18 protein-coding genes and 1 tRNA gene are annotated in these 20,312 nt (G+C 55.1%); all 19 read right to left on the bottom strand.

What is annotated here, in order from left to right:
- A partial coding sequence (gene tuf, locus AB5Y86_RS19145; RefSeq protein WP_139441922.1) for an elongation factor Tu occupies window positions 1-1,157 on the bottom strand: 1,157 nt, incomplete at its 3' end.
- Between the two features lie 54 nt (window positions 1,158-1,211).
- Window positions 1,212-3,317 carry an elongation factor G gene (gene fusA, locus AB5Y86_RS19140; RefSeq protein WP_005339913.1) on the bottom strand — a complete coding sequence of 702 codons (2,106 nt, stop codon included), beginning with the start codon at window positions 3,315-3,317 and terminating at the stop codon, window positions 1,212-1,214.
- Between the two features lie 75 nt (window positions 3,318-3,392).
- Window positions 3,393-3,863: a 30S ribosomal protein S7 gene (gene rpsG, locus AB5Y86_RS19135; protein WP_005339911.1), complete on the bottom strand. Its 471-nt coding sequence runs from the start codon at window positions 3,861-3,863 to the stop codon at window positions 3,393-3,395.
- Window positions 3,864-3,956: 93 nt separating this feature from the next.
- Window positions 3,957-4,331, bottom strand: coding sequence for a 30S ribosomal protein S12 (rpsL, locus tag AB5Y86_RS19130; RefSeq protein ID WP_005306278.1), 375 nt, complete (start codon window positions 4,329-4,331; stop codon window positions 3,957-3,959).
- 182 nt (window positions 4,332-4,513) lie between these two features.
- Complete coding sequence (gene tusB / locus AB5Y86_RS19125; protein WP_005339909.1) at window positions 4,514-4,792, bottom strand: sulfurtransferase complex subunit TusB; 279 nt, start codon at window positions 4,790-4,792, stop codon at window positions 4,514-4,516.
- A gap of 7 nt (window positions 4,793-4,799) precedes the next feature.
- Window positions 4,800-5,159, bottom strand: a complete 360-nt coding sequence (gene tusC / locus AB5Y86_RS19120) for a sulfurtransferase complex subunit TusC (RefSeq protein ID WP_076495844.1) — start codon at window positions 5,157-5,159, stop codon at window positions 4,800-4,802.
- A gap of 8 nt (window positions 5,160-5,167) precedes the next feature.
- A complete protein-coding gene (gene tusD / locus AB5Y86_RS19115) occupies window positions 5,168-5,560 on the bottom strand; it encodes a sulfurtransferase complex subunit TusD (protein ID WP_005356372.1) in 393 nt (130 codons plus the stop codon).
- Window positions 5,561-5,644: 84 nt separating this feature from the next.
- Window positions 5,645-6,025 (bottom strand): RidA family protein, encoded by a 381-nt coding sequence (locus AB5Y86_RS19110; protein ID WP_005339904.1) that lies wholly within the window; start codon window positions 6,023-6,025, stop codon window positions 5,645-5,647.
- Between the two features lie 24 nt (window positions 6,026-6,049).
- Window positions 6,050-6,766: a transcriptional regulator gene (locus tag AB5Y86_RS19105; protein WP_005339902.1), complete on the bottom strand. Its 717-nt coding sequence runs from the start codon at window positions 6,764-6,766 to the stop codon at window positions 6,050-6,052.
- A 194-nt stretch (window positions 6,767-6,960) separates the two neighbouring features.
- Window positions 6,961-11,265, bottom strand: a complete 4,305-nt coding sequence (gene rpoC, locus AB5Y86_RS19100) for a DNA-directed RNA polymerase subunit beta' (RefSeq protein WP_005339899.1) — start codon at window positions 11,263-11,265, stop codon at window positions 6,961-6,963.
- A 91-nt stretch (window positions 11,266-11,356) separates the two neighbouring features.
- The gene (rpoB, locus tag AB5Y86_RS19095) at window positions 11,357-15,385 is read right to left on the bottom strand and encodes a DNA-directed RNA polymerase subunit beta (protein ID WP_005339897.1); all 4,029 of its coding nucleotides are present in this window, start codon (window positions 15,383-15,385) and stop codon (window positions 11,357-11,359) included.
- A gap of 224 nt (window positions 15,386-15,609) precedes the next feature.
- Window positions 15,610-15,975: a 50S ribosomal protein L7/L12 gene (gene rplL, locus AB5Y86_RS19090; protein WP_005306304.1), complete on the bottom strand. Its 366-nt coding sequence runs from the start codon at window positions 15,973-15,975 to the stop codon at window positions 15,610-15,612.
- A gap of 51 nt (window positions 15,976-16,026) precedes the next feature.
- Window positions 16,027-16,527 (bottom strand): 50S ribosomal protein L10, encoded by a 501-nt coding sequence (gene rplJ, locus AB5Y86_RS19085; protein ID WP_005339895.1) that lies wholly within the window; start codon window positions 16,525-16,527, stop codon window positions 16,027-16,029.
- A gap of 256 nt (window positions 16,528-16,783) precedes the next feature.
- Window positions 16,784-17,485: a 50S ribosomal protein L1 gene (gene rplA / locus AB5Y86_RS19080; protein ID WP_005339888.1), complete on the bottom strand. Its 702-nt coding sequence runs from the start codon at window positions 17,483-17,485 to the stop codon at window positions 16,784-16,786.
- A gap of 4 nt (window positions 17,486-17,489) precedes the next feature.
- Window positions 17,490-17,918, bottom strand: coding sequence for a 50S ribosomal protein L11 (gene rplK, locus AB5Y86_RS19075; protein WP_005339887.1), 429 nt, complete (start codon window positions 17,916-17,918; stop codon window positions 17,490-17,492).
- Between the two features lie 134 nt (window positions 17,919-18,052).
- Entirely contained in the window at window positions 18,053-18,604 is a 552-nt protein-coding gene (gene nusG / locus AB5Y86_RS19070) for a transcription termination/antitermination protein NusG (protein ID WP_005306318.1), read from the bottom strand.
- Between the two features lie 9 nt (window positions 18,605-18,613).
- Window positions 18,614-18,985, bottom strand: a complete 372-nt coding sequence (gene secE / locus AB5Y86_RS19065; protein WP_005306322.1) for a preprotein translocase subunit SecE — start codon at window positions 18,983-18,985, stop codon at window positions 18,614-18,616.
- Window positions 18,986-19,045: 60 nt separating this feature from the next.
- A tRNA-Trp gene (locus AB5Y86_RS19060) sits at window positions 19,046-19,122 on the bottom strand.
- Between the two features lie 53 nt (window positions 19,123-19,175).
- On the bottom strand, window positions 19,176-20,312 hold a 1,137-nt coding region (tuf, locus tag AB5Y86_RS19055; RefSeq protein WP_115523187.1), incomplete at its 5' end, for an elongation factor Tu.

The following is a 20,312-nucleotide window of genomic DNA, read 5'->3' as shown; positions in this document are numbered from 1 at the left end:
GCACCTACGGTACGGCCACCTTCACGGATAGCGAAACGCAGGCCGTCGTCCATTGCGATCGGAGCAATCAGGGTAACAACCATTTTGATGTTGTCGCCCGGCATTACCATCTCTACGCCTTCCGGCAGTTCGATGGTACCGGTCACGTCGGTAGTACGGAAGTAGAACTGCGGACGGTAGCCTTTGAAGAACGGGGTATGACGGCCACCTTCTTCTTTGGACAGTACGTACACTTCAGATTCGAACTTGGTGTGCGGCTTGATAGAACCCGGCTTGGCCAGTACCTGACCACGCTCTACGTCTTCACGCTTAACACCACGCAGCAGCGCGCCGATGTTCTCACCTGCACGACCTTCGTCCAGCAGCTTGCGGAACATTTCAACACCGGTACAGGTGGTAGAAACGGTATCTTTGATACCAACGATTTCTACGGTCTCACCTACTTTAACGATACCGCGCTCTACACGACCGGTAACTACGGTACCACGGCCAGCGATAGAGAATACGTCTTCGATAGGCATCAGGAACGGCTGGTCAATCGCGCGCTCCGGCTCCGGGATGTAGGTATCCAGGTGGCCAGCCAGCTCGATGATCTTCTCTTCCCACTGAGCGTCGCCTTCCAGCGCTTTCAGCGCGGAACCGCGAACTACCGGCAGGTCATCACCCGGGAAGTCGTATTCGGTCAGCAGTTCACGAACTTCCATCTCTACCAGTTCGAGCAGCTCTTCGTCATCAACCATGTCACACTTGTTCATGAACACGATCATGTACGGGATACCAACCTGACGACCCAGCAGGATGTGCTCACGAGTCTGCGGCATCGGGCCGTCAGTCGCTGCTACTACCAGGATCGCGCCGTCCATCTGGGCAGCACCGGTGATCATGTTTTTAACGTAGTCGGCGTGACCCGGGCAATCTACGTGGGCGTAGTGGCGGGTAGCGGTGTCGTATTCTACGTGGGAGGTGTTGATGGTGATACCACGCTCACGCTCTTCCGGTGCCTTGTCGATCTGGTCGAAGGCGAAAGCTTTACCACCGAAGTGCTTGGCCAGCACGTTGGTGATAGCTGCAGTCAGGGTGGTTTTACCGTGGTCAACGTGGCCGATGGTGCCGACGTTTACGTGCGGTTTATTACGCTCAAATTTTTCTTTAGACACGACGTAGTCCTTCTAGGTTAAACCCGCCTACCGTCGTAGGCGGGGAATCTTAAATTACTTGGATTTGCGCTCTTCGATCACGGCTTGTGCAACGTTGGTCGGTGCATCGTGATACTTGGCGAATTCCATGGCGTAGGAAGCACGACCCTGGGTAGCGGAACGCAGTGCAGTTGCATAACCGAACATTTCGGCCAGCGGCACCAGTGCACGTACGATCTTGCCGGACGGACCATCTTCCATACCTTCGATCAGGCCACGACGACGGTTCAGGTCACCGATAACGTCGCCCATGTAATCTTCCGGAGTTTCAACTTCTACTTTCATGATCGGTTCGAGCAGAACCGGGTTGGCTTTCATGAAGCCAGCCTTAAAGGCCATGGAAGCAGCGATTTTGAACGCCAGTTCGGAAGAATCGACATCGTGGTAAGAACCGAAGTGCAGACGCACACCCAGATCCATAACCGGGTAACCAGCCAGCGGACCAGATTTGAGCTGCTCACGGATACCTTTATCAACACCCGGGATGAATTCACCAGGAATGACACCACCTTTGATGTCGTTGACGAATTCGTAGGCTTTGCCTTCTTCCAGCGGGTACATGTCGATAACAACATGACCGTACTGACCGCGACCACCAGACTGCTTGGCATGCTTGCCTTCGATGTCTTTAACGGTGGTACGGATGGTTTCACGGTAGGCAACCTGCGGCTTACCTACGTTGGCTTCAACCTTGAACTCGCGACGCATACGGTCAACGATGATGTCCAGGTGCAGCTCACCCATACCAGCGATGATGGTTTGACCTGACTCTTCGTCAGTCCATACGCGGAAGGACGGATCTTCCTGAGCCAGACGGCCCAGTGCCAGACCCATCTTCTCTTGGTCAGCCTTGGTTTTCGGCTCAACCGCGATAGAAATTACCGGCTCCGGGAATTCCATACGCTCGAGGATGATCGGTGCGTTCGGATCACACAGGGTGTCACCAGTGGTCACGTCTTTCAGACCGATGGCAGCAGCGATGTCACCAGCGCGTACTTCTTTGATCTCTTCACGCTTGTTGGCATGCATCTGAACGATACGGCCAAAACGCTCGCGCTTGTCCTTGACGGAGTTCAGCACGGTGTCACCGGAGTTGATCACGCCAGAGTAGACACGGAAGAAGGTCAGGTTACCAACGAACGGGTCGGTAGCGATCTTGAACGCCAGAGCAGAGAACGGCTCGTCATCAGAAGCGTGACGCTCGTCTTTGGTCTCGCCGTCCATTTTCAGGCCGTCGATAGCAGCAACGTCGGTCGGAGCCGGCAGGTACTCGATCACGGCATCCAGCATTGCCTGTACGCCCTTGTTCTTGAACGCGGAGCCACAGGTTACCAGGATGATTTCGTTGTTCAGCACGCGCTGACGCAGAGCACCTTTGATCTCTTCCTCGGTCAGCTCTTCGCCGCCCAAGTATTTTTCCATCAGGTCTTCAGACGCTTCAGCAGCGGCTTCAACCAGATTCATGCGCATTTCTTGCGCCTGTTCCAGCAACTCGGCCGGGACGTCTTCGTAATCGAAGGATACGCCCTGATCAGCTTCATTCCAGTTGATGGCTTTCATCTTGACCAGGTCAACAACGCCCTTGAAGTTCTCTTCGGCGCCGATGTTCAGCTGAAGGGGAACCGGAGTACCTTTCAGACGGGTCTTGATGTGCTCAACGCAGCGCAGGAAGTTGGCGCCGGTACGGTCCATCTTGTTGACGAACGCGATACGGGGAACCTTGTACTTGTTAGCCTGACGCCATACGGTTTCAGACTGTGGCTGTACGCCACCTACGGCACAGTACACCATCACGGCACCGTCCAGAACACGCATTGAACGCTCTACTTCGATAGTAAAGTCAACGTGGCCCGGGGTATCGATGATGTTGATACGGTGCGGTTGGAACTGTTTACCCATACCGGACCAGAAAGCGGTGGTCGCGGCGGAGGTGATGGTGATACCACGCTCTTGTTCCTGTTCCATCCAGTCCATGGTGGCAGCGCCATCGTGAACTTCACCGATCTTGTGACTTACACCGGTGTAAAACAGTACGCGCTCGGTAGTAGTAGTCTTACCGGCGTCAATGTGAGCGGAGATACCGATGTTACGATAACGCTCAATGGGGGTTGTACGAGCCATTGTCATCCTCTTACTAAGGCGCTTGTCCCTAGATAATTAAAGGTGCGCAGAGTCAAAAGACCCTGCGCAAGCGGATTACCAGCGGAAGTGAGCGAAGGCTTTGTTCGCTTCAGCCATACGGTGAACGTCTTCACGTTTCTTGACAGACGAACCCTTATTGTCAGCGGCATCCAGCAGCTCGCCAGCCAGACGCTGAGCCATTGATTTTTCACCACGTTTACGAGCGGCATCAACCAACCAGCGCATTGCCAGGGCATTGCGACGTACCGGACGAACTTCTACCGGCACCTGATAGGTTGCACCACCGACGCGACGAGATTTAACCTCGACCGCCGGACGAATGTTATCCAGAGCTTCTTCGAATACGGCCAGGTGCTCTTTGCCAGATTTGGTGGCAATGATGTCCAGGGCGCCATAAACAATGGCTTCTGCAACAGATTTCTTACCGTCAACCATTACTACGTTGACAAATTTAGCCAGCAGCTCTGATCCGAACTTGGGATCTGGCAGGATTTTACGCTGACCAACAACACGACGTCTTGGCATTTCAAATTCTCCGTAACTTCAGGGATTACCCAAAACTAGAAAGCTATCTAACTAGAAACGAATTAACGTTTGGCCTTACTTAACGGAGAACCATTAAGCTTTAGGACGCTTCACGCCATACTTGGAGCGAGCCTGCTTACGGTCTTTAACACCGGCACAGTCCAACGCACCACGAACGGTGTGATAACGAACACCTGGCAAGTCTTTTACACGACCGCCACGGATCAGAACAACAGAGTGCTCTTGCAGGTTGTGACCTTCACCACCGATGTAGGAGGTGACTTCGAAGCCGTTGGTCAGACGTACACGGCACACTTTACGCAGTGCAGAGTTAGGCTTCTTCGGGGTGGTGGTATATACACGAGTGCATACGCCACGCTTCTGAGGGCACGCTTCCAGCGCCGGCACGTTGCTTTTCACAACGAGCTTGATGCGTGGCTTGCGAACCAACTGGTTAATAGTTGCCATCAAAAGGCTCCTGATAATGACTTCATAAACGTGTGGAAAATCCTCCCCGCAGATACGGGGACGCGAAATTTTATGCCCTGTTGTCTGGGGAGTCAAGATTTATACAATTTGCGTCACAAAAGGGCAATTCGGATCCGTTTAATTTCACGACATCACCTTGAATTTTCTTGAAAATATGCTTCTCAGCCACCCCAAGTGCGCGGGGAACCTTTTTGCGCAATCAGTGCCACCAGACCCGCCATATCGAGCACATTGCCCACCCGATGCTGCAAACCGCGAGCTTGCAGATCTTCCTGCATCACATAAAGCGGGATACCCGCCAGCCGCGCGCTCCACTGGGGAGCCGATGCCGCAATCACGGCATCCTGCATCAGTACCAGCTCATCCTCGGGCTGAAGGTATGAGAGCGCCTCTGCCAGAGCCTGACTCTGAAAGGGGGAGTTCAATATCAGATGCAACATGGAGACCTCAAAAGCTGATGTGAGTCGAACACTGTGCCCAGCGCCGAGCCAGTTCCTGGCGCGGCAGACTCTCAACGGGGATCAGCAGATCATCCACTGTCACGCCACGCTCTGCCAGCGAGTCAGCACAAACATAGACCTCTTCAATGTCGTAGAGTTCCAGCATTTTGAAGGTGGGCGCGTAGTGGCGCTGCAAAATGGCAGCAGGTTGCTGATCCTTGAGCAGTTGCAGCACGCCGTCCCCAATCAGGAAGAGGGCCAGCTCATCGGTCATGGCAGAGGTGGCCAACAAGGCATCCAGTCCTTCCCGGCCGGCGGCATGGCCATGGGGGCCACGACTGCAGATAAAGGCGATTTTCTTGCTCATGACTCCCCCTAGAACTGAACCAGCCGATCGGCGGTGAGCGCCGCCTCGGCCAACTGGCCCAGACCGCTCAGACAAAATGGCGGTTGCAGATTGAAGTGTACCTGCCCTGCCCCCTTGGCTTCCTGTTCATCGAGCACACCGCGTCGCATGGCGGCAGCGACGCAGACGTCGATACGGATCCCCTGCTCTTCTGCCAGCTCTCGCCACAGACGCACCAGGTCGGTCTCATCGGATGCAGGCAGATGCAGACCGTTGCCGTTGCAGACCCCGTCCTGATAGAAGAACAGGTGGGACAAGGTATAACCCTGCGCCAACAGGGTGCGGGCAAAGCGATAGGCTGTGCTGGCCGACTGGGTGCCATAGGCAGGCCCCGTGACCAGGATGGCAAAACTCAGACTCATAGCAGGACTCCTGTGCTGACCCGGTCCATTTTACGCCAAAAACAAAAAAGCCCCTGCCAGGAGGGGCTTGATTCAATCTGTTGATCAGAGATGGGCAATCGCCTCGACCTCGACCAGCACATCTTTCGGCAGACGGGCCACCTCCACGCAGGAGCGGGCTGGCGCCGCATCGCCAAAGTAGCGGGCATAGACCTGATTGAAGGCAACGAAGTTGTTCATGTCGCTCAGGAAGCAGGTGGTTTTGACCACTTTGCTGGCATCGGCACCCGCAGCGTGCAACACGGCAACCAGATTCTTCATCACCCGCTCGGCCTGCTCTTCAATGCCGCCAGCCACGATTTCCATGGTGGCAGGATCGAGTGGGATCTGCCCGGAGGTGAAGATCATCTCGCCAACCTTGGTAGCCTGAACATACGGACCAATCGCGGCAGGCGCCTTGTCGGTTGCAATCACTTCTTTAGCCATTCATCTATCCCCTTCTGGAATGAGTTACTCGTTCTCGTCTTCACCCTGCTTGCGCTGTCGGATGTAAAGATAAACGGTATGTTTTGAAATATTGAGTTTGTCCGCCACCAGATTGATCGAATCCTTGATGTCGAAAATGCCCTTCTCGAACAGCTGGGTCACGATGAAGCGATTCTTGGCATTGTTAGCCACGGTGGGATCGCGGTTGATCTCGTCGATGGTGTTATCCACCGTCTGGGCAACCAACTCTTCCACGCTATTGGCGAAGGTCTCTGGTGACTGACGCGCCGCCTGCTGGGGCGTCGGGAAAAATTCGGCCACGAACTCGTGGAAAGGCGCATTGATGTGCAGGTTGATGCAGATAAGCCCCACTACTTGCCGCTCGCTGTTGCGAATAGCGATGGTGCTCGACTTCATCAGCGCGCCGGTACGGCTGCGAGCGAAATAGCTCTGGGTGTAATCCTGGCCGGTGCTCTCGATATCCTTGAGCATGCGCAGGGCGAGATCGGTGATGGGCGCCCCGAGGGTGCGTCCGGTATTGAAGCCGTTGGCGATCTTGATCACCGACTCGTGCAGATTTTCCAGGGAGTGGAGTACCACTTCACAATGCTTGCCGAACAGCTCGGCCAAGCCATCGATGAGCCCATCGTATGAGCGCAACAATTCCCTGTCTTCATCTGTAAAAGTGCGGCTGATCAGCTGTTCTTCGGGAAGCATGGCTTCCTCGATACCGACAGTCATGTTCTACCCCTGTAATAACCATTCAACTTTCCCGAGTTTTAAATTGCAGGGGAGTAAAGTCAACTTTTTTTGATTTTTTACTCTACAACTTTGCTCTGGATCATCCTGAAACCCGCGCTGCGTCTACCTTTGCCGAGGAATTGGCCAACAAAAAGGGCTCCTTGAAGGAGCCCTTTTCAATCACGGATGACGAGTTACTCTTCGTCGAAGCTACCGGCTGCGTTCAGCAGATCCGCCAGGTTCTGCTCCGCTTCATCAGCGGTCACCTGCGGGGTGCCAACAGCACGAGCTGCGGCAGCACGCTGGTTGATCCGGCTGTGGTGGTAGGCAAAGCCGGTACCAGCCGGGATCAGACGACCCACGATGACGTTCTCTTTCAAACCACGCAGTTCATCACGCTTGCCACCTACGGCGGCTTCGGTCAGAACGCGAGTGGTTTCCTGGAAGGAAGCCGCGGAGATGAAGGACTCGGTGCTCAGAGATGCCTTGGTAATACCCATCAGTACATGACGGTAGGTCGCAGGGGTCTTGCCCTCGGCAACCAGCTTACGGTTGGCAATCTTCACACGAGCCACTTCGACCTGTTCGCCTTCGATCAGATCGGTATCGCCAGCGCTCAGGATCTCGCACTTGCGCAGCATCTGACGAACGATGACTTCGATGTGCTTGTCGTTGATCTTAACGCCTTGCAGACGGTAAACGTCCTGCACTTCGTTGGCGATGTAGTTGGCGACCGGGCTGATACCGCGCAGACGCAGGATGTCGTGAGCAGACTCGGGACCGTCCGCCAGCACTTCACCCTTCTCAACTTTTTCACCTTCGAACACGTTCAGGTTACGCCACTTCGGAATCATCTCTTCGTAGACGTTGCCACCATCGGTCGGGGTGATGACCAGACGGCGTTTGCCCTTGGTCTCTTTCCCGAAGGAGATGGTACCGGAGATCTCGGCCAGAATTGCCGGTTCCTTCGGTTGACGTGCTTCGAACAGATCCGCAACGCGCGGCAGACCACCGGTGATGTCCTTGGTACCGCCGGACTCTTGCGGGATACGCGCTACCGCGTCACCCACGCCCACGTTGGCACCATCTTCCAGGTTCACGATCGCCTTGCCCGGCAGGAAGTACTGGGCGGCTACATCGGTACCCGGAATCATCACGTCTTTGCCGTTCAGGTCGACCAGTTTAACGGTCGGACGCATCTCTTTACCGGCACTCGGACGCTCGTTGACATCCAGTACGACGATAGAAGAGAGACCGGTCAGCTCGTCGGTCTGACGAGTGATGGTCACGCCATCGATCATGTGTTCGAACTGCAGACGACCTGCCACTTCGGTGATGATCGGGTGGGTGTGCGGATCCCAGTTGGCAACGGTCTCGCCAGCGCTCACGGCCTGGCCGTCCTTCACTTCCAGCACGGAACCGTAAGGCAGCTTGTGGCTTTCCTTGGTACGGCCCATGTCGTCCATGATGGTCAGTTCGGTAGAACGTGAGGTGATAACCAGTTTGTCATCGCTGTTGTGAACGAACTTGGCGTTCTGCAGCTTGATGGTACCTGTGTTCTTGACCTGGATGCTGCTTTCAGCAGCGGCACGAGATGCAGCACCACCGATGTGGAACGTACGCATCGTCAGCTGGGTACCCGGTTCACCGATGGACTGGGCTGCGATAACACCGACAGCCTCACCCTTGTTAACCAGGTGACCACGGGCCAGATCACGGCCGTAGCAGTGAGCACAGTTACCGAAGTCGGTTTCACAGGTGATGGCAGAACGTACCTTCACACGGTCAACGGAGTTACGCTCCAGCAGGTCACACAGCTGCTCGTCGAGCAGGGTGTTGCGAGCAACCAGGATCTCGTCCTCGGTACCCGGCTTGATGACATCTTCTGCCACCACACGACCCAGCACGCGCTCACGCAGCGGCTCGACCACGTCGCCACCCTCGATCAGCGGAGTCATCCACAGACCGTCGGTAGTGCCGCAATCGTCCTCGGTGATCACCATGTCCTGCGCCACGTCTACCAGACGACGAGTCAGGTAACCGGAGTTCGCAGTCTTCAGTGCGGTATCCGCCAGACCCTTACGAGCACCGTGGGTAGAGATAAAGTACTGCAGTACGTTCAGACCTTCGCGGAAGTTCGCGATGATCGGGGTCTCGATGATGGAGCCATCCGGCTTGGCCATCAGGCCACGCATACCGGCCAGCTGACGGATCTGGGCGGCGGAACCACGCGCACCAGAGTCGGCCATCATAAAGATGCTGTTGAACGAGGCCTGCTCTTCTTCTTCACCCAGCGAGTTGACGTTACGCTCTTTGGACAAGTTCTCCATCATGGCCTTGGAGACGCGCTCGTTGGCGCTGGCCCAGATATCGATAACCTTGTTGTAACGCTCGCCCGCAGTTACCAGACCTGACAGGAACTGGTCCTGGATCTCGGCAACTTCGGCTTCGGCTGCCGCGATGATGTCTTTCTTGGCATCCGGGATGACCATGTCATCGATACCAACGGAAGCACCGGACAGGGCCGCGTAGTGGAAACCGGTATACATCAGCTGGTCAGCGAAGATAACGGTGTCCTTCAGGCCCTGCTTGCGATAGCAGGTGTTCAGCAGACGGGAGATGAGCTTTTTGCCCAGCGCCTTGTTGGATACGCACTTGATCCAGTTCTGCGGATTGGCATCCAGATCAGCCTGTTCTGCAGCAGTCAGCACCTTCGGCTCGTCGATCAGGGCGTATTCCATGCCTTTCGGCAGGATCAGGCTCAGAATCGCACGACCAACGGTGGTGTTCTTCATCTCGGTGTGTTCACGCAGAGAACCGTCTTCCTGACGCAGGTATTCGGTAATGCGTACTTTCACACGAGCATGCAGATCGGCCAGACCGGCGCGATATACTTTCTCGGCTTCTTTCGGGCCGGCCAGCACCATGCCTTCGCCTTTGGCGTTGATACGGGCACGGGTCATGTAGTACAGACCCAAGACCACGTCCTGAGAAGGAACGATGATCGGCTCACCGGAGGCAGGCGACAGGATGTTGTTGGTAGACATCATCAGCGCACGCGCTTCCAGCTGGGCTTCCAAGGTCAGCGGTACGTGGACCGCCATCTGGTCACCATCGAAGTCCGCGTTATACGCAGCACAAACCAGCGGGTGCAGCTGGATTGCCTTGCCTTCGACCAGAGTCGGTTCGAATGCCTGGATACCCAGACGGTGCAGAGTCGGTGCACGGTTCAGCAGAACCGGGTGTTCGCGGATCACTTCGTCCAGGATATCCCAAACGACAGCTTCCTCGCGCTCCACCATCTTCTTGGCGGCCTTGATAGTGGTCGCCAGACCGCGGGTTTCCAGCTTGCCATAGATGAACGGCTTGAACAGTTCCAGCGCCATCTTCTTCGGCAGACCGCACTGATGCAGACGCAGAGTCGGGCCTACGGTGATAACGGAACGACCGGAGTAGTCGACACGCTTACCGAGCAGGTTCTGACGGAAACGACCCTGCTTACCCTTGATCATGTCGGCCAGGGATTTCAGCGGGCGCTTGTTGGAACCGGTGATGGCACGACCGCGACGGCCGTTATCCAGCAGCGCATCGACGGACTCTTGCAGCATACGCTTTTCGTTGCGCACGATGATGTCCGGAGCAGCCAGATCCAGCAGACGCTTCAAGCGGTTGTTACGGTTGATCACGCGACGGTACAGATCGTTCAGATCGGAAGTCGCGAAACGGCCGCCGTCCAGCGGTACCAGCGGACGCAGGTCCGGCGGCAGCACAGGCAGCACTGTCATGATCATCCACTCCGGCTTGTTGCCGGACTGCAGGAAAGCTTCCATCAGCTTCAGACGCTTGGTGGTCTTCTTGCGCTTGGTCTCGGAGTTGGTTTGATCCAGCTCCTCACGCATGGTTTTGACTTCACCTTCCAGATCGATAGCGCGCAGCAATGCCAGGATTGCTTCGGCACCCATCTTGGCGTCAAATTCGTCGCCCCACTCTTCCAGCGCATCCAGGTACTGCTCTTCAGAGAGCATCTGGCTGCGTTCGAGGTTGGTCATACCCGGCTCGATTACGACGAAAGATTCGAAGTAGAGCACGCGCTCGATGTCGCGCAGGGTCATGTCCAGCAGCAGACCGATACGGGACGGCAGGGACTTCAGGAACCAGATGTGGGCAGTCGGGCTGGCCAGCTCGATGTGGCCCATACGCTCACGACGGACCTTGGTCTGGGTCACTTCAACGCCGCACTTCTCACAGATCACACCACGGTGTTTCAGGCGCTTGTATTTGCCGCACAGACACTCGTAGTCCTTCACCGGTCCGAAGATACGGGCGCAGAACAGACCATCACGCTCCGGCTTGAAAGTCCGGTAGTTGATGGTCTCAGGCTTTTTGACCTCACCGAATGACCAGGAGCGGATCATGTCAGGAGAGGCCAGACCGATCTTGATACTGTCAAACTCTTCGGTCTTGGTCTGAGCCTTCAAAAACTTGAGTAAGTCTTTCACGTGTTTCCCCTGTCAGGAGTCTAACCTCGGCGCCCCGGCTGCCAAAACAGCGGGGCGCCCACGTCAATTCTCGAACAATAAGAGCGAGCTCTTACTCTTCGTCCAGCTCGATGTTGATACCCAGAGAGCGGATTTCCTTCAGCAATACGTTGAAGGATTCGGGCATGCCCGGCTCCATACGGTGGTCGCCATCCACGATGTTCTTATACATCTTGGTACGGCCATTCACATCGTCAGACTTGACGGTCAGCATTTCCTGCAGGGTATATGCCGCACCGTAAGCCTCCAGGGCCCACACTTCCATCTCACCGAAACGCTGACCACCGAACTGAGCCTTACCACCCAGCGGCTGCTGGGTAACCAGGCTGTAAGAACCGGTAGAACGCGCGTGCATCTTGTCGTCGACCAAGTGGTTCAGCTTGAGCATGTACATGTAACCAACGGTTACTTTACGCTCGAAGCGGTTACCGGTACGGCCATCGAACAGATCAATCTGACCGGATTCCGGCAGATCGGCCAGCTTCAGCAGGGCTTTGATTTCGCGCTCTTTGGCACCATCAAACACTGGAGTAGCAACCGGCAGACCCTTACGCAGGTTACCCACCAGGGTACGTACGTCGTCGTCAGACAGTTCGGCGATGTTCACTTGCTGGGTGTCCTTCTCGCCCAGGTCGTAGACCTGTTGCAGAAAGTTGCGCATCTCGTGCAGCTCGCGCTGCTCTTTGACCATGCGATCGATCTTCTCGCCGATACCCTTGGCCGCAAGGCCCAGGTGCACTTCGAGGATCTGACCGATGTTCATACGGGATGGTACACCCAGCGGGTTCAGTACGATGTCGACCGGACGGCCGAACTCGTCATGAGGCATATCTTCGACCGGACAGATCTTGGAGATAACACCCTTGTTACCGTGACGGCCCGCCATCTTGTCACCCGGCTGGATGCGACGCTTGACTGCCAGATAAACCTTGACGATTTTCAGTACGCCCGGCGCCAGATCATCACCCTGGATAATCTTGCGACGCTTGTTCTCGAATTTCTTGTCGAACTCGGCTTTCAGCTCAACGTGCTGTTCAGCGATCTGTTCCAGTTCGGTCTGCTTGCCTTCGTCTTCGATGGCCAGTTCAAACCACTTGGAGCGATCGAGCTTGTTCAGACGATCTTCGCTGTAACCGGCGGCCAGCAGCAGGTTGCGGGAGCGGCCGAAAATGCCGTCTTCCAGGATCTTGAACTCTTCGGTCAAGTCCTTCTTCGCTTCCTTCAGCTGCATCTCTTCGATTTCTTTGGCGCGCTTGTCTTTTTCCACGCCATCGCGGGTAAAGACTTGCACGTCAACCACGGTACCGTACACACCGTTCGGTACACGCAGGGAGGAGTCCTTCACATCGGACGCCTTCTCACCGAAGATGGCGCGCAGCAGCTTCTCTTCCGGCGTCAGCTGGGTTTCACCTTTCGGGGTTACCTTACCGACCAGAATGTCGCCGCCCTTCACTTCGGCACCCACGTAGACGATACCGGACTCGTCCAGTTTGGACAGAGCGGCTTCACCCACGTTCGGGATGTCAGCAGTGATCTCTTCCGGACCCAGCTTGGTGTCACGGGAGATACAGGCCAGTTCCTGGATATGGATGGTGGTCAGGCGATCTTCCTGAACAACACGCTCGTTCACCAGGATCGAGTCTTCGAAGTTGTAACCGTTCCACGGCATGAACGCGACGCGCATGTTCTGACCCAGCGCCAGTTCACCCAGATCGGTGGACGGGCCGTCAGCCAGTACGTCGCCAGCCATGACCGGCTCACCCAACATCACGCAAGGACGCTGGTTGATACAGGTGTTCTGGTTGGAACGGGTGTATTTGGTCAGGTTGTAGATGTCGATACCGGCTTCGCCTGGCATCAGCTCATCTTCATTGACCTTCAGGACGATACGGGAGGCATCGACATAGTCGATTACGCCACCACGCTTGGCCACTACGGTTACACCGGAGTCAACGGCCACAGCGCGTTCCATACCGGTACCTACCAGCGGCTTGTCAGCACGCAGAGTCGGTACAGCCTGACGTTGCATGTTTGAACCCATCAATGCGCGGTTCGCGTCATCGTGTTCCAGGAACGGGATCAGAGCCGCTGCCACAGATACGATCTGCTGCGGGCTCACGTCCATATACTGGATCTGGTCGGCGTTCATAAAGGTGGATTCACCTTTGTGACGGCACGGGATCAATTCATCTTTCAGACGGCCATCTTCGGTGGTCGCGGCGTTAGCCTGTGCGATCACGTACTTGCCTTCTTCAATAGCAGACAGGTAGTCCACTTCGTCGGTGATCACACCGTCAATGACCTTACGGTACGGGGTCTCGAGGAAACCGTACTCGTTGGTACGAGAGTACACGGACAGAGAGTTGATCAGACCGATGTTCGGACCTTCAGGAGTCTCGATAGGGCACAGACGACCGTAGTGGGTCGGGTGTACGTCTCGGACTTCAAAGCCGGCACGCTCACGAGTCAAACCGCCCGGGCCCAGCGCGGAGATACGACGCTTGTGGGTCACTTCGGAGAGCGGGTTGTTCTGGTCCATAAACTGGGACAGCTGGCTGGAACCAAAGAACTCTTTGACTGCGGCGGAGATCGGCTTGGCATTGATCAGATCCTGCGGCATCAGGGTGTCCAGGTCGCCCAGGGAGAGACGCTCCTTGACCGCACGCTCGACACGCACCAGACCGACGCGGAACTGGTTTTCAGCCATTTCACCGACAGAACGAATACGACGGTTACCCAAGTGGTCGATATCATCCACTTCGTCGTTACCGTTACGGATGTCGATCAGGCGCTTCATCACATCGACGATGTCGTCTTTGGTCAGTACACCAGCGCCAGTCTCGTCTTCACGACCCAGACGGCGGTTGAACTTCATCCGACCTACGGTAGACAGGTCGTAACGCTCGGCGGAGAAGAACAGGTTTTCGAACAGCTGTTCTGCAGCTTCGCGAGTAGGCGGCTCGCCCGGACGCATCATGCGATAGATCTCGACCAGCGCTTCCAAACGGTTGGAGCTGGAGTCGACACGCAGGGTCTCGGACATGTAAGCACCGTGATCCAGTTCGTTGGTGAACAGAACCTCGAAATGCTTGAAGCCGGCTTGGGACAGGTTGGCGATCGCTTCCAGGCTCAGCGCCTGGTTGGCGGTCACGACCATCTCGCCAGTTTGCGGATGTGCGTAGTCCTTGGCAGCAACTTTGCCAACAACATACTCAACCGGTACCTCAATCTGGGTAACGGCGTCTTTTTCCAACTGACGGATGTGACGCGCAGTCACACGACGACCGGTCTCAACCACCACGGCGCCATTGGCCACGATGTCAAAGGTCGCAGTTTCACCACGCAGACGCTCCGGCACCAGATCCATCATCAACTTGCCATCTTTTACTTCAAAACCGATGGTCTCGAAGAAAGTGGCCAGGATTTGTTCGGAAGTGAAGTCCAGGGCGCGCAGAATAATGGATGCTGGCAGTTTGCGACGACGGTCGATACGGACAAACAGGTTGTCTTTCGCATCGAACTCGAAGTCCAGCCAGGAGCCACGGTAGGGGATAACGCGAGCGTTATACAGTACCTTACCGGATGAATGAGTTTTGCCTTTATCGTGGTCGAAGAAGACGCCCGGGCTGCGGTGCAGCTGGGAGACGATAACCCGCTCGGTACCATTGATAACAAAGGTGCCGTTCTCGGTCATGAGCGGAATTTCGCCCATGTATACTTCTTGTTCCTTGATGTCTTTGACGGTGCCGGCAGCTGCTTCACGGTCGTACAGAACCATACGAAGCTTGACACGCAGCGGCGCGGAGTAGGTCACTCCACGGATCTGGCATTCTTTTACGTCAAATACCGGCTCACCCAGGCGATAGCTGACATACTGAAGCTCAGCACTACCGGAGTAACTGGTGATCGGGAAAACGCTACGGAAAGCGGCCTCTAGGCCATATTCACCTTCCGGGTCAGCCTCGATGAACTGCTTGAAGGAGTCCAGCTGAATGGACAACAGATAAGGCGTGTCCAGTACCTGGTCTCGCTTACCGAAGTCCTTACGAATGCGTTTTTTTTCGGTATAAGAGTAAACCATAGGGTTCCTCAGCTCGCTGATAAGTGACCCACTCTGTCCCGCGGGACAGCTCTGTCTCAACACCGTTTTGTGTTGGCCCGGACGAAAGAAGACAGTCCGGATTGCTGGTGCACCGAGAGTCGTAAACGGTGTGAAATGCTCTCAGTCTACAGCGCAAAAAGGCTGGTGAACAAAAATTCACCAGCCCTAGCCTGTTTTATCAGGCTAATCTACATAAATGCAGATTATTTGATCTCAACAGAAGCACCGGCAGCTTCCAGCTCTTTCTTCAGAGCTTCAGCTTCGTCCTTGGACACGCCTTCCTTCAGGTTAGCCGGAGCAGCTTCTACCAGATCTTTGGCTTCTTTCAGGCCCAGACCGGTAGCGCCACGAACGGCTTTGATAACGGCAACTTTGTTGGCGCCAGCAGCAGTCAGAACTACGTCGAACTCGGTCTTCTCTTCTACTGCTTCAGCAGCAGCCGGGCCAGCCATTACGGCAGCAGCGGCAGAAACACCGAACTTCTCTTCCATAGCTTCGATCAGCTCAACAACTTCCATTACGGACATGGAAGCAACGGCTTCGATGATTTGGTCTTTAGTGATAGACATGACAAAAATTCCTGATGTTGAATAAACTCAAACAGCCTAGATAGGCGAGAATCAAGCAGCAGCTTGTTTCTGGTCGCGAACAGCAGCGATAGTACGAACCAGCTTGCCAGCAGAGGCTTCTTTCATAGTCGCCATCAACTTCGCAATTGCTTCTTCGTAAGTCGGCAGCGTGGCCAGACGATCAATTTGTGCTGCGGCGATAAACTCACCGTTAAAAGCGCCAGCCTTGATTTCGAACTTTTGGTTCGCTTTGGCAAACTCTTTGAACAGACGAGCAGCAGCGCCCGGGTGTTCGTTAGAGAAAGCAATCAAGGTAGGACCGGTAAATGCGTCGTTCAGGCACTCGTATTCGGTACCTTCTACCGCGCGACGCAGCAGGGTGTTACGCACAACGCGCATGTACACACCGGCTTCACGAGCGGTTTTACGCAGGACGGTCATCTTGTCTACAGTTACACCGCGAGAATCGGCAACAACTGCAGAAAGAGCGCCTTTGGCAGCTTCGTTGACTTCAGCAACAATTGCCTTTTTGTCTTCGAGTCCCAATGCCATTGGCTTAACTCCTGGATTGAATCCGGGTCTATTGACCCAGTACTGACACATCCCCCCTACCTTTACAACAGAGGGGAACGATGCGGTAGCAGGATTCCAGAAGAGAAAGAATCTTTCTCGCTGGGTTTCCGGCACCGTCTACGCAGGAAACATTAAGGCTTTGCAGCCTCCTGCGGTCTTGGACGGAGGTCGAAACCCCCAACCAATCAAGGCGCAAAATTATAGATTAAATTTTGCGCCTTGTAAAACCCATCAATTAGGCCTGAGCTTCCAGAGAAGCTTGGTCTACGGCAACACCGGCACCCATGGTGGTGGAGATGCTGACTTTCTTGATGAATTGACCTTTGGCGGAAGAGGGCTTGCCTTTTTTCAGGGCAACCAGCAGAGCTTCCAAGTTTTCTTTCAGCTGAACTTCGTTGAAAGAAACCTTACCCAGAGTGGTATGGATGATACCATTCTTGTCGTTACGGTAACGAACCTGACCAGCCTTGGCGTTCTTGACAGCTTCGGCAACGTTAGGAGTTACAGTACCAACTTTCGGGTTCGGCATCAGGCCGCGCGGGCCCAGGATTTGACCCAGTTGACCAACAACGCGCATGGCATCCGGGGATGCGATAACTACGTCGAAGTTCATCTCGCCTTTCTTAACCAGATCGGCCAGGTCATCCATACCTACCAGGTCAGCACCGGCAGCTTTAGCTGCTTCGGCGTTGGCACCTTGGGTAAATACGGCAACGCGTACATCACGACCGGTACCGTGCGGCAGTACAGTAGCACCACGTACGTTCTGGTCAGATTTACGAGCGTCGATACCCAGGTTGACAGCAACGTCAACGCTTTCAACGAACTTGGCGGTAGCCAGTTCTTTCAGCAGGGCAATGGCTTCGTTGATGGAGTACTCTTTGGTACCGTCAACTTTTTCGCGAATAACGCGCATACGCTTGGAAAGTTTAGCCATTGTCTTAATCCTCCACTACCAGACCCATGGAACGAGCGGAGCCTGCGATGCAACGTACTTTTGCATCCAGATCGGCACCAGTCATATCCGGCTCTTTGGTCTTGGCGATTTCTTGCAGCTGGGCAACGGTCACCTTACCAACCTTGTCTTTGTTCGGCTTGGAAGAACCAGACTTGATGCCAGCAGCTTTCTTCAGCAGGAAGGAAGCAGGCGGAGTCTTGGTTTCGAAGGTGAAGGAACGGTCGCTGTAAACGGTGATCACGACCGGAGTCGGTGAACCTTTTTCCAGCTTCTCTGTACGAGCGTTGAACGCCTTACAGAATTCCATGATGTTAACACCGTGTTGACCCAGTGCAGGACCAACGGGAGGAGACGGGTTGGCTGCACCAGCAGCAACCTGCAGCTTGATATAAGCTGTGACTTTCTTAGCCATTAGGAAAATACCTCAAAAATGGGTTCTAGCGCCTCGGAGACTTGCTCCTGCAAACGGCTCCCCAACTAATAAAGGGGCAGCGAATTATAGAGATATTCGCTGCCCCTGACAACCGTTAAACGTACAGAATTCAATCAGCCCTTTTCGACCTGACCAAAATCCAGTTCAACAGGAGTAGAACGACCGAAGATCAGTACAGAGACCTTCACGCGGCTCTTCTCATAATCTACCTCTTCAACGGTACCGTTGAAGTCGGCAAACGGACCATCGGCAACCCGCACCATTTCACCCGGTTCAAACAGGGTTTTCGGACGCGGCTTGTCGTGGGCATCCTGCAGACGGTTCAGGATGGCATCGGCCTCTTTGTCGGAGATCGGTGCCGGACGGTCGGAAGTACCGCCGATGAAGCCCATTACACGCGGTACGTTACGAACCAGGTGCCATGTGGTTTCATCCATGATCATCTGGACCAGGACATAACCCGGGAAAAACTTGCGCTCACTCTTGCGCTTCTGGCCAGCACGCATCTCGACCACTTCTTCGGTCGGGACCAGCACTTCACCGAACATGTCTTCCATGCCATGCATCTTGATATGTTCACGCAGGGACTTGGCTACACGGCCTTCATAGCCGGAAAAAGCCTGCACGACATACCATCTCATACGTTGTTCACGTTGTTCAGTCATGGCTTATCCTTACACACCGGTAATCAGGTTGACCAACCAGACCAAGGCACCGTCCAGAACGAACAGCAGCAGCCCCATCACGGCGGTCACCGCCAGCACAATCAGGGTTGTCTGAATGGCTTCCTGACGGGTCGGCCATACGACCTTGCGGACTTCCAGGCGAGACTCACGGGCGAATGCCAGTGTTGCCTTTCCCTTGGTGGTTTGCAGGGCTACTGCACCAGCAGCAGCAATGACAACGACCACACCCAGGGCGCGGACGGCAGCGACAACATCGTTGAGCAGGTAATTACCCACTACAGCGGCCGCCAGGATAATGAAAACCAGGCCCCAAAGCAGGGTATCCTTGCTTCCGCCCTGGCTCTCAGAACTAACACTCATACAACCCACCTGTATCTGACGTAACCAAAGACACAAAAGCCCCGTACGAGACGAGGTATATGGCAGGGGCGGCAGGACTCGAACCCGCAACCATCGGTTTTGGAGACCGCTGTTCTACCAATTCGAACTACGCCCCTACACAAGAAAGCCCCTATTATAGGGGCTTTGCTTTATTTATGTAAGCCAAAGATTAAGCGATTACGCTGGCTACAACACCGGCACCTACGGTACGGCCACCTTCACGGATAGCGAAACGCAGGCCGTCGTCCATTGCGATCGGAGCAATCAGGGTAACAACCATTTTGATGTTGTCGCCCGGCATTACCATCTCTACGCCTTCCGGCAGTTCGATGGTACCGGTCACGTCGGTAGTACGGAAGTAGAACTGCGGACGGTAGCCTTTGAAGAACGGGGTATGACGGCCACCTTCTTCTTTGGACAGTACGTACACTTCAGATTCGAACTTGGTGTGCGGCTTGATAGAACCCGGCTTGGCCAGTACCTGACCACGCTCTACGTCTTCACGCTTAACACCACGCAGCAGCGCGCCGATGTTCTCACCTGCACGACCTTCGTCCAGCAGCTTGCGGAACATTTCAACACCGGTACAGGTGGTAGAAACGGTATCTTTGATACCAACGATTTCTACGGTCTCACCTACTTTAACGATACCGCGCTCTACACGACCGGTAACTACGGTACCACGGCCAGCGATAGAGAATACGTCTTCGATAGGCATCAGGAACGGCTGGTCAATCGCGCGCTCCGGCTCCGGGATGTAGGTATCCAGGTGGCCAGCCAGCTCGATGATCTTCTCTTCCCACTGAGCGTCGCCTTCCAGCGCTTTCAGCGCGGAACCGCGAACTACCGGCAGGTCATCACCCGGGAAGTCGTATTCGGTCAGCAGTTCACGAACTTCCATCTCTACCAGTTCGAGCAGCTCTTCGTCATCAACCATGTCACACTTGTTCATGAACACGATCATGTACGGGATACCAACCTGACGACCCAGCAGGATGTGCTCACGAGTCTGCGGCATCGGGCCGTCAGTCGCTGCTACTACCAGGATCGCGCCGTCCATCTGGGCAGCACCGGTGATCATGTTTTTAACGTAGTCGGCGTGACCCGGGCAATCTACGTGGGCGTAGTGGCGGGTAGCGGTGTCGTATTCTACGTGGGAGGTGTTGATGGTGATACCACGCTCACGCTCTTCCGGTGCCTTGTCGATCTGGTCGAAGGCGAAAGCTTTACCACCGAAGTGCTTGGCCAGCACGTTGGTGATAGCTGCAGTCAGGGTGGTTTTACCGTGGTCAACGTGGCCGATGGT

The sequence above is a fragment of the Aeromonas sp. s8 genome (assembly GCF_040907785.1).
Lineage (GTDB): Bacteria > Pseudomonadota > Gammaproteobacteria > Enterobacterales > Aeromonadaceae > Aeromonas > Aeromonas veronii.
The sequence above is the reverse complement of the archived record's forward strand: the minus strand, read 5'-3'. Positions and strand labels throughout refer to the sequence as shown.

What these genes read in the sequence shown, in the direction of transcription:
- rpsG (WP_005339911.1), bottom strand. Translation starts at nt 3,863, where the DNA reads ATGCCAAGACGTCGTGTTGTTGGTCAGCGTAAAATCCTGCCAGATCCC.
- secE (WP_005306322.1), bottom strand. Translation starts at nt 18,985, where the DNA reads ATGAGTGTTAGTTCTGAGAGCCAGGGCGGAAGCAAGGATACCCTGCTT.
- fusA (WP_005339913.1), bottom strand. Translation starts at nt 3,317, where the DNA reads ATGGCTCGTACAACCCCCATTGAGCGTTATCGTAACATCGGTATCTCC.
- rplA (WP_005339888.1), bottom strand. Translation starts at nt 17,485, where the DNA reads ATGGCTAAACTTTCCAAGCGTATGCGCGTTATTCGCGAAAAAGTTGAC.
- AB5Y86_RS19110 (WP_005339904.1), bottom strand. Translation starts at nt 6,025, where the DNA reads ATGGCTAAAGAAGTGATTGCAACCGACAAGGCGCCTGCCGCGATTGGT.
- rpsL (WP_005306278.1), bottom strand. Translation starts at nt 4,331, where the DNA reads ATGGCAACTATTAACCAGTTGGTTCGCAAGCCACGCATCAAGCTCGTT.
- rpoB (WP_005339897.1), bottom strand. Translation starts at nt 15,385, where the DNA reads ATGGTTTACTCTTATACCGAAAAAAAACGCATTCGTAAGGACTTCGGT.
- tusB (WP_005339909.1), bottom strand. Translation starts at nt 4,792, where the DNA reads ATGTTGCATCTGATATTGAACTCCCCCTTTCAGAGTCAGGCTCTGGCA.
- rplK (WP_005339887.1), bottom strand. Translation starts at nt 17,918, where the DNA reads ATGGCTAAGAAAGTCACAGCTTATATCAAGCTGCAGGTTGCTGCTGGT.
- AB5Y86_RS19105 (WP_005339902.1), bottom strand. Translation starts at nt 6,766, where the DNA reads ATGACTGTCGGTATCGAGGAAGCCATGCTTCCCGAAGAACAGCTGATC.
- rplJ (WP_005339895.1), bottom strand. Translation starts at nt 16,527, where the DNA reads ATGGCATTGGGACTCGAAGACAAAAAGGCAATTGTTGCTGAAGTCAAC.
- tusC (WP_076495844.1), bottom strand. Translation starts at nt 5,159, where the DNA reads ATGAGCAAGAAAATCGCCTTTATCTGCAGTCGTGGCCCCCATGGCCAT.
- rplL (WP_005306304.1), bottom strand. Translation starts at nt 15,975, where the DNA reads ATGTCTATCACTAAAGACCAAATCATCGAAGCCGTTGCTTCCATGTCC.
- nusG (WP_005306318.1), bottom strand. Translation starts at nt 18,604, where the DNA reads ATGACTGAACAACGTGAACAACGTATGAGATGGTATGTCGTGCAGGCT.
- tusD (WP_005356372.1), bottom strand. Translation starts at nt 5,560, where the DNA reads ATGAGTCTGAGTTTTGCCATCCTGGTCACGGGGCCTGCCTATGGCACC.